The 13,251-nt window shown below is 70.4% G+C and carries 12 protein-coding genes and 1 pseudogene; 8 read left to right on the forward strand and 5 right to left on the reverse strand.

Going from position 1 to position 13,251, the window contains the following annotated elements:
• Nucleotides 1-72 precede the first annotated feature (72 nt).
• Complete coding sequence (locus K1J60_RS31305) at nucleotides 73-516, reverse strand: MarR family winged helix-turn-helix transcriptional regulator (protein WP_220649134.1); 444 nt, start codon at nucleotides 514-516, stop codon at nucleotides 73-75.
• Between the two features lie 127 nt (nucleotides 517-643).
• Here K1J60_RS31305 and K1J60_RS31310 point away from each other — a divergent pair, with 127 nt between their 5' ends.
• The gene (locus K1J60_RS31310; protein WP_220649135.1) at nucleotides 644-1,666 is read left to right on the forward strand and encodes an NADP-dependent oxidoreductase; all 1,023 of its coding nucleotides are present in this window, start codon (nucleotides 644-646) and stop codon (nucleotides 1,664-1,666) included.
• 96 nt (nucleotides 1,667-1,762) lie between these two features.
• On the opposite strand, the gene K1J60_RS31315 is transcribed toward K1J60_RS31310, so the two are convergent.
• Together K1J60_RS31315 and K1J60_RS31320 are read right to left on the reverse strand one after the other, a co-directional pair.
• On the reverse strand, nucleotides 1,763-2,947 hold the full coding sequence (locus tag K1J60_RS31315; protein WP_220649136.1) for a serine hydrolase domain-containing protein: 1,185 nt from the start codon (nucleotides 2,945-2,947) through the stop codon (nucleotides 1,763-1,765).
• A 25-nt stretch (nucleotides 2,948-2,972) separates the two neighbouring features.
• The gene (locus K1J60_RS31320) at nucleotides 2,973-5,525 is read right to left on the reverse strand and encodes a M14 family zinc carboxypeptidase (protein WP_220649137.1); all 2,553 of its coding nucleotides are present in this window, start codon (nucleotides 5,523-5,525) and stop codon (nucleotides 2,973-2,975) included.
• 238 nt (nucleotides 5,526-5,763) lie between these two features.
• On the opposite strand from K1J60_RS31320, the gene K1J60_RS31325 reads away from it, so the two are divergent.
• Nucleotides 5,764-6,342: a TetR/AcrR family transcriptional regulator gene (locus K1J60_RS31325; RefSeq protein WP_220649138.1), complete on the forward strand. Its 579-nt coding sequence runs from the start codon at nucleotides 5,764-5,766 to the stop codon at nucleotides 6,340-6,342.
• Between the two features lie 103 nt (nucleotides 6,343-6,445).
• Nucleotides 6,446-7,615 carry a GDSL-type esterase/lipase family protein gene (locus tag K1J60_RS31330; protein ID WP_220651787.1) on the forward strand — a complete coding sequence of 390 codons (1,170 nt, stop codon included), beginning with the start codon at nucleotides 6,446-6,448 and terminating at the stop codon, nucleotides 7,613-7,615.
• A gap of 113 nt (nucleotides 7,616-7,728) precedes the next feature.
• Here the strand turns inward: K1J60_RS31330 and K1J60_RS46200 are convergent.
• Nucleotides 7,729-8,069 (reverse strand): annotated as a pseudogene (locus K1J60_RS46200) (IS200/IS605 family accessory protein TnpB-related protein); the annotation flags it as partial.
• Between the two features lie 224 nt (nucleotides 8,070-8,293).
• Here K1J60_RS46200 and K1J60_RS31335 point away from each other — a divergent pair.
• Complete coding sequence (locus tag K1J60_RS31335) at nucleotides 8,294-9,124, forward strand: EI24 domain-containing protein (protein ID WP_220649139.1); 831 nt, start codon at nucleotides 8,294-8,296, stop codon at nucleotides 9,122-9,124.
• 162 nt (nucleotides 9,125-9,286) lie between these two features.
• On the opposite strand, the gene tnpA is transcribed toward K1J60_RS31335, so the two are convergent.
• On the reverse strand, nucleotides 9,287-9,715 hold the full coding sequence (gene tnpA, locus K1J60_RS31340) for an IS200/IS605 family transposase (protein ID WP_220649140.1): 429 nt from the start codon (nucleotides 9,713-9,715) through the stop codon (nucleotides 9,287-9,289).
• Between the two features lie 50 nt (nucleotides 9,716-9,765).
• On the opposite strand from tnpA, the gene K1J60_RS31345 reads away from it, so the two are divergent.
• From K1J60_RS31345 to K1J60_RS31360, 4 genes are all read left to right on the forward strand, one after another.
• On the forward strand, nucleotides 9,766-10,980 hold the full coding sequence (locus K1J60_RS31345) for an RNA-guided endonuclease InsQ/TnpB family protein (RefSeq protein WP_220649141.1): 1,215 nt from the start codon (nucleotides 9,766-9,768) through the stop codon (nucleotides 10,978-10,980).
• Between the two features lie 461 nt (nucleotides 10,981-11,441).
• On the forward strand, nucleotides 11,442-11,852 hold the full coding sequence (locus K1J60_RS31350; protein WP_220649142.1) for a VOC family protein: 411 nt from the start codon (nucleotides 11,442-11,444) through the stop codon (nucleotides 11,850-11,852).
• A 192-nt stretch (nucleotides 11,853-12,044) separates the two neighbouring features.
• Nucleotides 12,045-12,560: a helix-turn-helix transcriptional regulator gene (locus K1J60_RS31355; RefSeq protein ID WP_220649143.1), complete on the forward strand. Its 516-nt coding sequence runs from the start codon at nucleotides 12,045-12,047 to the stop codon at nucleotides 12,558-12,560.
• Nucleotides 12,560-13,243 carry a VOC family protein gene (locus K1J60_RS31360; protein ID WP_220649144.1) on the forward strand — a complete coding sequence of 228 codons (684 nt, stop codon included), beginning with the start codon at nucleotides 12,560-12,562 and terminating at the stop codon, nucleotides 13,241-13,243. The genes K1J60_RS31355 and K1J60_RS31360 overlap by 1 nt, the downstream gene beginning before the upstream one ends.
• The last annotated feature ends 8 nt before the right edge of the window (nucleotides 13,244-13,251 follow it).

Raw genomic sequence — 13,251 nt, forward strand, 5'->3', positions numbered from 1 at the left:
TGCTCAGCGTAGGACGGACGGCCGGCAGGTGCACCTACGCCCGCGCGCCGGGCCGGCGCGCCACGCCCGCGCCTACGCCTGCTCCCCCAGCATCCGCCGCAACAGATCCCGCAGGGACTCCCGCTCGGTCGTGCTCAGGCCCGCCAGCGGCTCGCGGGCGAAATCCAGGGAGCTCCGGAGGCTGCCGGCCACCCGGCGGCCCTCGGCGGTGGCGGCCGCCAGTTTCACGCGGCGGTCGTTCGGGTCGGGGCGGCGTTCCACCAGGCCCCGTGCCTCCAGGCGGTCCACGATGCCGGTCACGTTCGACGGCTCGCAGCGGAGTTTCTGGGCGAGGCGACGCATGGGGAGCGGTTCCAGGGAAAGGAGGCCGAGGAGGCGGGCCTGGGCACCGGTGAGGCTGTGTTCGGCGGCGGCGTCCTCGTACTCCTCGTGGTAGCGGGCCACCACCGTGCCGATGAGTCCGACGACCTCCATGGTCAGCGGGTCGATGCGGGGGGTCGTCTTCTGCGTGGGCATGGCTTCGAGAGTACCCCTTTACTTGACAACATGAAATATTCAAGAGCATGGTTGTTTCATACGCTGAATTAACCGCACGGTATGTACGCACACCGCATGCCCCGCACACCGCAGAAAGGCCACCCCGATGCCCGACACCCCCGCCCTCCCCGCCACCAGCCGCGAATGGCACCTGCTGAGCCGTCCCGTCGGCTGGCCCAAGGACGAGGACTTCGCCCTGGTCGAGGCGGAGATCCGGCAGCCCGGCGCGGGTGAGGTCCTCGTGCGGAACGCGTACCTCTCCGTGGATCCGTACATGCGTGGCCGCATGAGCGACGCGAAGTCCTACGTCGCCCCCTTCGAGCTGGGCAAGGTCATGCAGGGCGGCGCCGTCGGAGAGGTCGTCGCCTCGGCGGCCGACGGCATCGCCGTCGGCGACCACGTGCTGCACTTCGGCGGCTGGCGCGAGTACGCCACCATCGACGCCAAGCAGGCCGTGAAGGTCGACCCGGACGCCGCGCCGCTCTCCACCTACCTCGGCGTCCTCGGGATGACCGGCCTCACCGCCTACGCGGGCCTGCTGCGGGTCGGCGCCTTCAAGGAGGGCGACGCCGTGTTCGTCTCCGGCGCCGCCGGTGCCGTCGGCAGCCAGGTCGGCCAGATCGCCAAGCTCAAGGGCGCCTCGCGCGTCATCGGTTCGGCCGGCTCCGACGACAAGGTCAAGCTGCTCGTCGAGGAGTACGGCTTCGACGCCGCCTTCAACTACAAGAACGGCCCCGTGTGGGAGCAGCTCAAGGAGGCCGCCCCCGACGGCATCGACGTCTACTTCGACAACGTCGGCGGTGAGCACCTGGAGGCCGCGATCGGCGCGCTCAACCTGCGGGGACGGGCCGTGATCTGCGGCATGATCTCCCAGTACAACGCGACGGAGCCGACCCCCGGCCCGCGCAACATGGTCAAGATCCTGCAGAACCGCCTCCGCGTCGAGGGCGTCCTGGTCGGCGACCACTACGACCTCCAGCCGCAGTTCGTCCAGGAGGTCGGCCCCTGGGTCGCCTCGGGCGAACTCAAGTACCGCGAGACCGTCGTGGAGGGCATCGAGAACAACCTGGAGGCCTTCCTCGGCGTCCTGCGCGGCGACAACACGGGCAAGATGATCGTCAAGCTCTGAGCCCCGACCCGTGACGGTCGCCCGTCCACGGTCGTTGCACAGCGCGGAGTCCGCACCCCTGGACGTGGGGTGCGGACTCCGTCGTGTGCGGGTGCCTCAGCGTGCCGACGCCAGCGCCGCCGTGTGCACCGCCCGCACCAGCCCCGCGTTCTCCGGGGCCGCCCCGCCCGGGAAGGCCGCGCGGCGGCGGGTGTAGCCGTAGGCGAGGCCGCTGCGAGGGTCGGCGAAGGCCTGGGAGCCCCCCGCGCCGCTGTGGCCGAAGGTGCCGGCGCCGAGGAAGGGGTGGACGAGCTCGGCGGTGGCCTGGAAACCGAGGCCGAACGCCTTCGGGGCGCGCGAGACGAGGTCGTGGCCGAGGGAGTGCACCTGGCCGATCTCGGCGACGGTGTCGGGCTTCAGCAGCGGCGGCCGGCCGTCCACCGTGCTGATGGCCGCCGCGTACATCCCGGCCAGTCCACGCGCCGAGCCGACACCGCCCGCCGACGACTGCCCGCTCGCGCGCACGATCCGCGCGTTGGGGAAGTCCGTCAGCTCACCTGGCTCCGGCACCTGGTTGTTGAACGCGATCGACGCCAGCGTGTGCGGGCCGCTCGGCACGGCGTCCAGCTCGGCCCGCTGCGCCGGCGTCGGCGTCATGGGCAGGACGGTCCGGAAGCGGGGCTCGTGCTCGGCCGGCAGCCCCAGGAAGAAGTCGAGCCCGTACGGGGCGCGGACCCGCTCCTCGTACACCTCCTGGAGCGTGCGGCCCGTTGCCCGCCGTACGACTTCGCCGGTGAGCGCCCCGATGACCAACGCGTGGTAGCCGAAGGCGGCGCCGGGACGCCAGTACGGGCGCTGCACGGCGAGGCGTTCGGCGATGACACGGTCGTCCGCCAGTTCCTCCAGGGTGAACCCGGCATCGGTGCCGACGAGCCCCGCCCGGTGCGAGATCAGCTCCCGCAGGGTCACCGCCCTCTTGCCCTCGGCCGCGAACTCCGGCCAGTAGTGGGCGACTTCACGGTCCAGCTCCAGAACACCGTCCTGGATGAGGAGCGCGACGACGAGATGGGCGGCACCCTTGGTCGACGAGAACACGCCGTGCAGTGTGTCGCCGCCCGTCGCCGCCTCCTCCTCGGGGCCCGCCCACAGGTCGACGACCCGTCGCCCGTGCACATACGCGGTCAACTGCCCCTCGTAGTCGGCCCGTTCCCCGGCCACGAAGGCGGCGAACTCCTCGCGCACCGCCTCGAAGCCGTCGGCGACCGTGCCATGGACGCCGGCCGTCCGGGTCCCCTGGGTCATGCGCGCTCCTCCTCCTCGGTCCCAGCTATTTCCACACGGTCAGCAAAGCCCGTCCCACCTGCGGGAATTCCCCCTTCGGATGGTCCCGGAAGAGGGGCTCGGTGCCGAAGAGGACCGCGTTCGGGCCGCTGACCACGGACGGCCGGCCCGCGGCGGCCGCCGGCCCGCCGGAGCCGTCCTCCGACGGGCGCCAGTGCCCGGAGACCAGCGGGTTGCCGATGCCGTACGACTGCTCGACGGTCACGCCGTCGCCCAGCTCGGTGAACCATACGGGCGCGTAGACGAAGCTGTGATCCGGCGCGCCGCCGGTCACCGCGCCACCCGAATTCACCACGCGCACCACGCCGTTGGCGTCCCCGTTGCCCTGGACCGCCGTGGCCTTCAGCCGCCCGGTGGCCGAGGCGAGCGCCGCGCCGGCCGCGCCCCGGCCGACGAGTCCGTGCCCGGAGAGGAACCCGGCGAGAGCCGTGCGGGCGGACGGGTTCAGAGCGCCGTACGACAGCCCGGAGGACACGAACAGCACATCGGCCCGCGACCAGTCGAAGCCCGCGTTGAGGACCGCCGTCGACACCGGCACCACGTCGAAGTTCATCTCGCGCAGCGCGAACAACTCACCCGCCGTGACGGCCGCGGCGACGCGGACCGGGCGCAGGGGTGTGCCCTTCAGGCCCTTGGCCGCCTCGAAGACCACGTCGTACGAGCGGGCGAGCACCTCGGCCTTCCGCCGTGCCGAGGACGGGACGAGCGCGCTGCCGTCGGCCGCCTGCCGTACCGCGACCCCGTCCTTGAGGAGGGAGTTGAGGGCGGCGACCTCCTGCGGGGAGTCGAGCCGCAGCCGCAGGTCGCCGCGCGGGGCGACGTGTCCGACGCGGGCGGCGGACGTCACCGGCCGGGCGGGCACGGCGGACGGACGCCCGCTGTCCGCCCGAACGACGGTCGCGCCCCACAGCCGCCCCAGGCTCCAGCCGGAGATGTCGTACATCGCCGAGACCTTGTCACTGATGTCCCGCCCGTCGGCGAGCAGCACATTGGCCATGCCGCGCTTGGGCTGCCGCAGGTCGACGACGTACGACCCCTTCGCGTACCACCGGCCGTCGAGCCGGAAGGCACGGGTCGCGCGCGTCACGCGTACGTCGTTGGCGAGCAGGTGGTCGACGAGTCGCGCGGCGGCCGTGGCGGAGCGCTGCCCGCCGCCTGCCGGGATGACGTAGGCGCGCGGGAAGCGGGTCGTGTAGACGTCCTCGGGGCCGATGCCGGGTACATCTGGGACGGTCGCTTCGGAGACCGGGACCTGGGCGGCGCCCGCGGCACCGCGCCGGAAGACCTCGATCTGGTCGGCGATCAGCGAAGTCCGCTTCTCCCGTACGAAGTCGAGGGTCGCCCGCAGGGCCGCGCCCGCCACATCGACGTTGATCGAGGACCGGCGGCGCAGTTCCTCGACCGGCAGTGACTCGTACGCCGCGTTGTTCACCTGCAGCGGGATCTCCACGGTGTGCGCGGCGACCGTGCCGTGGAAGGCCGCGTACTGCGGGGTGAAGATCGGCGGCCAGTCGTCCCATCCCTCCTCCGAGTCGCGGAACGGGATCTGGGCCGGGTCGACGCCGTCCTTCCCGGGCGTGTAGCCGAGGCCGTTGACGGCGGACTCCATGCGGAGCGCGTTCGCGTAGGTGTTCTTCAGGAAGAGGTCGTACTCGTAGTTCTCGCCGTGCGGGGGAGTGGTGGGCTCGATGAGTGTGCCGTTGACGTACCCGTGCAGATCGAGCATGACGACGGGCTGCTTGTCGATCCCGATCTGCCGCATCGCCCGCACCTCGGGCTGCGAGGCGGTGACGAAGTCCCGGTTCATGTCGAACCCGCCCGCGTTGGCGCGGGTGCCCGCGATCCGGCCGTCCGGGTTGGCGGTGATGTTGAAGTACAGCCGGGAGTGGGAGAGGAGGTCCTTCGTCCCGGCGTCGGTCGCCGTCGCCAGCCGCTCGATGAGTTCGAGGGAAGCGTCGGTGCCCTCCCACTCGTTGCCGTGGATGTTGTTGTTGAAGAAGACGGGCGCCTTGTACGTCTTCCGGATCTCCGGGCTCCGGGCGGCCGACCGGGGTGCGGACTCGATGAGTTCACGCATCCGTGCCTGCTCGCGGGCCTGTCGTGGGGTCTCCGGGGCGGTCACGGTGACGAGGTAGAGCCGGTGGCCGCCGGCCGACCGACCGGCGATCTCCACACTCACCCGGTCGCCGAGCCGCTGAAGGGCGTTCAGCTTCGGGGCGATGGCGTGGTACGGGGTGAGGCCCAGCTTGAGGGACTTGTCGGCGGGGTTCTCCGGGTCGGCGGAGAGGACCTGCTCGCGGGGGTAACCGCGGCTGGAACCGGCCGTGTCGGCGAGGTCCGCGACCGGTGCGGTCAGGGCTCGACGGGTGACGCTCGCCGGGGCCTGGGCGGCGCCCGGCGACAGGGCCGAGCCCTCCCGGACCGGTGGCTTGGGGTCGGCGCCCGCGGGGTGCGGGGCGATCAGCAACGACCTTGCGGTGACGGTGACGGCGGCGACGCTGAACAGTGCGGATCTCGGGCCGGGTCTCGGCGGACGCACGCTACCTCCTGGAGTGGGGGTCCTTGTGGAGCGGGTTCCTACGACGTGCCGGTGCGGGTGTCGACAACGGACGGCCGGCCGGGGCCGGTCGACCACAGGTGGTCTACATGTTCGACTCCCGGGCAACAAGAGGGCACAGGCGACACGAGAACCTAGGAGCTGTCACCACTTGCCTAAAGCTTTTAGGCAGCTGCATAATCGGCATCGCCGAACGGATCGGAAGGACGGTGTCACGAGCATGGCGCGTGCGGGGCTCAGCCCGGAACGTCTCACCCTCGCGGGCGCCGAGTTGGCCGACGAGATCGGCTTCGACGCGGTGACCGTCTCGGAGTTGGCCCGCCGCTTCGACGTGAAGGTCGCGAGCCTGTACTCGCACGTACGCAACTCCCAGGACCTCAGGACCCGGATCGCCCTCCTCGCCCTGGAGGAGATGGCCGACCGGGGCGCCGCCGCGCTCGCCGGCCGGGCCGGCAAGGACGCGCTGGCGGCCCTCGGCCATGTGTACCGCGACTACGCCCGCGCACACCCCGGCCGGTACGCGGCGGCCCAGTTGAGACTGGACCCCCAGACGGCCGCGGCGAGCGCGGGCGGCCGGCACGCGCAGATGACCAGGGCGATCCTGCGCGGCTACGACCTCACCGAGCCGGACCAGACCCACGCCGTCCGGCTCCTCGGCAGCGTCTTCCACGGCTACGTCAGCCTGGAGTCGTCCGGCGGCTTCAGCCACAGCCGGCCCGACTCCCAGGAGAGCTGGGAACGCGTCCTGGACGCCCTCGACGCCCTGCTGCGCAACTGGCCGCCCCCACCACCCGGTTGACCTCCGGGCGCGCCCATGCGTCGACCACCGCCGGACAGTCCCTCCCCGCCCCACCGATCGTCAGGTTGAGCCCTTGCCCACCGACCCGCACGAGAACCCGACCATGGCCTCCCCCTGGATCACCACCCCCATCACCGCCGACCTCCTGCGCGGCGCCCTGGAGCTGGAGCGCACCGAACACGGCGTCCTGCCGCACCGGTTGCCCGCCCGTGCCCGCGCCCAGTGCACCGATCCACAGCTGGCCATGGTCGAGTCCCAGCCCTCCGGCGTACGCCTGGTCTTCCGCACCCGCGCCACCGCCGTCGCACTCGACGCCCTGCGCACCAAGCGGACCTACGTGGGCGCCCCGCCCCGCCCGGACGGCCTGTACGACCTCGTCGTCGACGGCCGCCCGACCGCCCGAGGGAGCGTGCCGGACGGCAACACCCTGACCATCGACATGACCACCGGTACGGCGGAGCACCGGCCGGGACCGCCCGGCACGGTGACCTTCACGGACCTCCCCGAGGGCCTCAAGACGATCGAGATCTGGCTCCCGCACAACGAGACCACCGAACTCGTCGCCCTGCGCACCGACGCCCCCGTCGAGCCCGCCCCCGACCCGGGCCGCCGGGTCTGGCTGCACCACGGCAGCTCGATCAGCCACGGCTCCGACGCCGCGAGCCCCACCGGCATCTGGCCCGCCCACGCCGCCTCCCTCGCCGGAGTCGAACTCATCAACCTGGGCCTCGGCGGCAGCGCCCTCCTCGACCCCTTCGTCGCCCGAGCCATCCGGGACACCCCCGCCGACCTGATCAGCCTCAAGATCGGCATCAACCTCGTCAACCACGACGTGATGCGGCTGCGCGCGTTCACCCCGGCCGTCCACGGCTTCCTCGACACGATCCGCGACGGGCACCCCACCGTCCCGCTCCTCGTCGTCTCGCCGATCCTGTGCCCCATCCATGAGGACACCCCCGGCCCCAGCGCCCCCGACCTCACCGGCCTCGCCGAGGGCCGCCTCCGCTTCCGCCCCATGGGCGACCCGGAGGACCTCACCCCCGGCAGGCTCACCCTCCGCGTCATCCGCGACGAGCTCAAGGCGATCGTGGCCCAGCGCACTCCGGAGGACCCCGGCCTCCACTACCTCGACGGCCTCACCCTCTACGGCGAGCAGGACGCCGCCACCCTGCCCCTCCCGGACGACCTGCACCCGGACGCGGAGACCCACCACCTCATCGGAGAACGCTTCGCGAACCGGGTCTTCACGGCAGAGGGTGCGTTCGCCCCATAGGGGGCGCGGGGCACCGCGCGACCAGCCACGCCCAACCCGCACGTACGCTCCCAGGGAAGACCGTTCCTAGGGACTGAGCGGGAGTGAGTCCTGTTGCCAGGTCTCGTGCTCGGCCGGGTGCGGGCCAGACGCTTGCCGCCGCGCACCACGTGCACGATCCCGGCCTCACGGTCGGCCCGCGCGGCAGCCAGCCGGTCCCGCAGCACCCGCAGCCGCCGCGACTTCGCGTGCCACTCCCGCCGCGACCGGTAACCCCCGGCGCGTTCTTCGTGCCCTTCTGCCCGACCGGCAGCGCACCTTGAGATCCTTCGAAGCCAGCGACCCCAGATGCCCGCCCACCAGACGCAGCACCTTCTCATCGCCCGGCGTCAGCTGCTTGAGGCGGGTCCGGACAGCCACACCAGACGGCACCGGACGCGACGAACGGCGCCGCCACACTCCGCAGCTCACTCATCCCCTCACCCCCACCCGTAGATCCCGTCGCCATGCGCAACGAGCACCTCCCATGAAGGTCACGCATTCGATGAGAGAACGTCAGTTCCCAGCTGAAACAACCGGCCCCACGACCGAGGCACGCGACACGACACCGACCTCCAGCACCCACTCCCACTCACCAGAGCGTTCTTGAACACACTCCAGTGACAACAGCTCCAAACCCCTTCTGGGTAAAGTGCGCCCATGCGCGATCTAGGGGTGGGTTTCCAGTACCTCGTCCAGGGCCAACGCTGGGTGGCCAGGCACGGGAAGCAGTACGGCTTCGGCCTGATCCCGGGCCTCATCACCATGGTCCTCTACATAGCCGCCCTGGTGGGCCTCGCCGTCTGGGGCCCGGACTTCGTCACCTGGGCCACGCCCTTCGCGGACGACTGGTCCAGCCCCTGGCCGGGCCTCTTCCGCGGCCTCCTCACGGCCGTCCTGTTCGGCCTGGCGCTGGCCCTCGCGGTCATCACCTTCACCGCCGTGACCCTCCTCATCGGCCAGCCCTTCTACGAGAACCTCTCGGAGAAGGTCGACCGGGACGTCTCACCGGACGGCACCGCCCCGGAGTCCGACCTGCCGCTGTGGCAGGAGCTGTGGATCTCGGCCCGGGACAGCCTCCGGGTCCTCGCGCGGGCGCTCGTCTGGGCCGTCCTGCTCTTCGCCCTCGGCTTCGTCCCGTTCATCGGCCAGACGGTGGTCCCGGTGATCGGCTTCTTCGTCACCGGCTTCTTCCTCACCGAGGAGCTGACCGCCGTCGCCCTCCAGCGCCGTGGCGTCGAACTCCGCGACCGCCTCGCCCTCCTGCGCTCCCGCAAGACACTGATCTGGGGCTTCGGCACCCCCCTGGGCCTCGCCTTCCTGGTGCCCTTCGTCGCCGTCTTCCTGATGCCGGGCGCGGTCGCCGGTGCCACCCTCATGGCCCGTGACCTGCTGGGCGAGGAGACGACCGGCGAGGACGAGCGCAACCGTGTCCCCGCCGCCGGCCACCCCGCCCCGCCGATGTTCCGCAAGCCCGAGGTCGGCGCGTGAACGAGTTCCTCGCCGTCGCGGTCATCACGGTCCTCGCCCCCGGCGCGGACTTCGCCATCCCTTGTTCTTCGCAGGGAATCCTGGCCTTCAGGTCGGGCGGGAATGCGATTCTCGGTCTGGAGGCGCGAAGCGCCGGAGATCGCTACGCCTGTGGGGTGACGGTCACGCCGGGCGCTTCTGGTTCTCGATGTAGTCCTTGACGATGCTCAGCGGTGCGCCGCCGCAGGACCCCGCGAAATACGACGGGGACCAGAACACCGAGCCCGTGCCGATCCGGTTGATCCGGCCGGTGTACTCCGCGCGCAGGTAGCGGGAGCTGACGCCTTTGAGGCTGTTGACGAGCTTGGACAGGGCGATCTTCGGCGGGTAGTGCACGAGCAGTTGGACGTGATCGCCTTCGCCGTTGAACTCCCGCAGTTCCGCGCCGAAGCTCTCGCACACGTCGCGCATGATCGCCTCGCAGCGCGTCAGCATCTCGCCGTTGAAGACCTCCCGCCGATATTTCGTGACGAACACCAAGTGTGCGTGGAGGTTGAAAACGACATGATTTCCTCGTCGGATGTTGGGATCTGGTTCCCAGCGCGGTGACATGCGCCAAGCGTATTAGGATCAAGTGAACTCGACCGGAGGGGGTGGGCTGGATGATCCGTGCGTACAAGTTCCTCCTGCGGCCCACCGTCCGCCAGGCCCAGGCACTTGCGGAGATGCTGCGGGATCACTGCTCCCTCTACAACGCGGCGTTGCAGGAACGCCGCGACGCCTGGCGGCATCCGTCGAAGACCACCGTCACGTACGGGATGCAGTCGGCGCAGCTCAAGGAGATCCGGGCGTTCGACCCCGAGCGTCAGGGCCGCTGGTCGTTCAGCTCGCAGCAGGCCACCCTGCGCCGCCTGGACAAGGCGTTCACCGCGTTCTTCCGCCGGGTCAAGTCCGGTGACACGCCCGGCTATCCGCGCTTTCGCGGGGTGAACTGGTTCGGCACGGTGGACTTCCCCAAGGACGGCGACGGCTGCCGGTGGAATTCCACCCCGCACGATGCCGTCACCCGTGTCCGCTTCCAGGGCGTGGGCCACGTCAAGGTGAACCGGCACCGTGCCGTGGCCGGCCGCGTCAGGACCGTGTCGGTCAAACGCGAGGGCCGTAAGTGGTTCGTCGTGCTCAGCGTCGAGCAGGACCAGCCCGAACCGCTGCCCGCGACCGGCAGCATGGCCGGCATCGACCTGGGCATCGCGAACTTCCTCGCCGACTCGAACGGCGCTTTCGTGCCCAACCCGCGCCATGGCCGCCGCGCGGCCGAAAAGCTCGAAGCCGCGCAGCAGGCCCTGTCACGGTTCCCGCGCCGCAAGGCCAAAGACCGCACCGCCAACCACCAGCGCGCGGTGGACAAGGTTGCCCAGCTCCACGCCAAGGTACGGCGTCAGCGCCTCGACCACGCCCACAAGACCGCCCTCGGCCTGGTCCGCGCACACGACGTCATCGCGCACGAAGACCTCAAGATCCGCAACATGAGCAAGGTCCCCGCATCCAGGCCTGACCCCGACCGGCCGGGCACCTTCCTGCCCAACGGGGCAGCCGCCAAAGCCGGGCTCAACAAGTCGATCAGCGATGCCGGATGGGGGGTGTTCCTGACGATCCTGCACGCCAAGGCTGAAAGCGCCGGACGGGAAGTGATCGCCGTGAACCCCCGCAACACCTCCCGCACATGCCCCGAATGCGGGCATATTGCCAAGGAGAACCGGCCCACACAGGAAAAGTTCCACTGCGTCGCCTGCGGCCACACCGCGCACGCCGACACCGTGGCAGCCACCAACGTTCTACGGGCCGGGCTGGTCCGTCGCCACGCCAACCCGGCATAGCGAGAAGCCCCCGGCTTCAACCGGGGGAGGAGTCACGGTCATCCGCAACAGCTACGGCCTGTTCATGGGGTAGAGCCCTGGCGGCCTCGCCTATTCGGCTGTCGCGTATTCCTCTCTGATTGAGGTTCCCTGGTGACCGTCTGTGGTCGTGCCGACAAGTTGACGCGGATGTTACGCAGCGGGCGGAGGCGCGACAGCTGGTGGGCCGTAGCGGGCGAATGTCCTGGAATGTCCGGTTTCATTGGGCGCTCGTCGCACCTGTCGCCATTCGATCGGTTGGCGACACCGAAAGAGACCGGCGCTGAGCCTCCGTAGGCGCTGGCGGACGGCTGACGGGGCGTCGGGCGCGTGCGCGGTGAGCGCGTGTACTCCACGAGGCAAGTCCCTTAATGTGCGGACGTGTTGGAATCGATCAGGAATCGAGATGCTCGGTCCTCGGAACCGCTTCTAACCTGACCGTCATGGACATCACCATTCACACGACTTCCCTCCCGCACGACGACCCGGATGCGTCGCTCGCCTTCTACCGCGATGTCCTCGGCTTCGAGGTCCGAAGCGATGTCGGACAGGGCAAGATGCGGTGGATCACGGTCGGCCCGGCAGGTCAGCCCGACACGTCGATCCTTCTGGCACCGCCGGCCGCCGACCCGGGAATCACCGAAGACGAGCGCCGCACCATCGCGGAGATGATGGCCAAGGGCACCTATGGCTGGATACTGCTGGCCACCCCGGACCTCGACGCCACGTTCGAGAAGGTGCAGGCTGGTGATACCGAGGTCGTCCAGGAGCCGACCGAGCAGCCGTACGGCATTCGCGACTGCGCGTTCCGCGACCCTGCGGGCAACCTGGTCCGCATCCAGGAGATTCGCTGATGCTGACGGGTATCGGTGCGGGGGTGCGGGCCTACCGCGTGACCACCTGCAGGGAACGCGGCGTCGCATCCGTACAGAGGTTCCTGTTGTGCAGGCCGGCCATCATCGCCGAGCGTCTGGGGCGCCTGCCGAGGCGGGCGCCCCAGACGCTCGTAGACGTCGATGGAAGATGAGGAAAGGGGAGGTGTTCTCATGTGTCAGCCCGAGTGGCGGCGTGCCCGCGTCCAGGCGCAGCGCCTGGCTGATCTCGTGCGGCTGCGCCGCGTCCGCGACCGGATCGACAGGGAGTACACGCAGCCGCTGAACGTGGAGGAGCTCGCCCGCGGCGTGAACATGTCCGCCGGGCACCTCAGCCGGCAATTCAGGGCCGCCTACGGTGAGTCGCCGTACGCGTACCTGATGACGCGTCGCATCGAGCGTGCGACGGCGCTGTTGCGGCGGGGCGACCTCAGCGTCACCGAGGTCTGCTTCGAGGTCGGCTGCGCGTCGCTGGGCACGTTCACCACCCGCTTCACCGAGCTCGTCGGCATGCCGCCCGGGGTCTTCCGGCGTCAGGCTGCGGATGCGGCGGCCGACCACGCTGCGGGCGCGGACCACGATGCGGGCTCTGCGATCAGGGTGGAGGGAATGCCGGCGTGTGTGGCGAAGCAAGTGACAAGACCCGTCAGGAATCGAGAAGTCACGGCCACCGAGCAGCCCCTAGCGTGATGGCCATGGCAATCACCGCTTCCACCGCATCCAGCACGCCCCTCGCATCCGTCACCCTCGAGGTGGCCGACCCCGAGGCAGCCCGCCGCTTCTACACCGCCTTCGGAGTAGACACGCGCATACGCCTGCGGGCGTCCGAGGCGCACTCCACCGGATTCCGTGGATTCACCCTGGCGCTCACGGTGTCCCAGCCGGCCACCGTCGACAGCTTCGTCGGCGCCGCCCTGGACGCTGGCGCCACGGTGCTGAAGCCCGCCGCGAAGTCGCTGTGGGGCTACGGCGGCGTCATCCAGGCGCCGGACGGGACGATCTGGAAGATCGCCACCTCGGCGAAAAAGGACACAGGCCCGGCCCATCGCGAGATCGACGAGATCGTGCTCCTGCTCGGCGTCGAGGACGTGAAGGCCAGCAAGCAGTTCTACGTCGGCCGGGGCCTGACCGTGGCCAGGAGCTTCGGCGGCAAGTACGCCGAGTTCACGTCCGACGAGCCCGGCTCCATCAAGCTGGCGCTTTACAAGCGCGGCGGGTTGGCCAAGGACCTCGGCGTCCTTGCCGACGGCACCGGCTCGCATCGCGTCGTCCTCGGTAGCACCGCCGGCCCCTTCACCGATCCGGACGGATTCGCCTGGGAGGCTGCCGGGGCGCTCGCCCCCGCGCCGTCCACGACGCCTCCCCTGTCCTGACCCACGGG

The sequence above is a fragment of the Streptomyces akebiae genome (assembly GCF_019599145.1).
Taxonomy (GTDB): domain Bacteria; phylum Actinomycetota; class Actinomycetes; order Streptomycetales; family Streptomycetaceae; genus Streptomyces; species Streptomyces akebiae.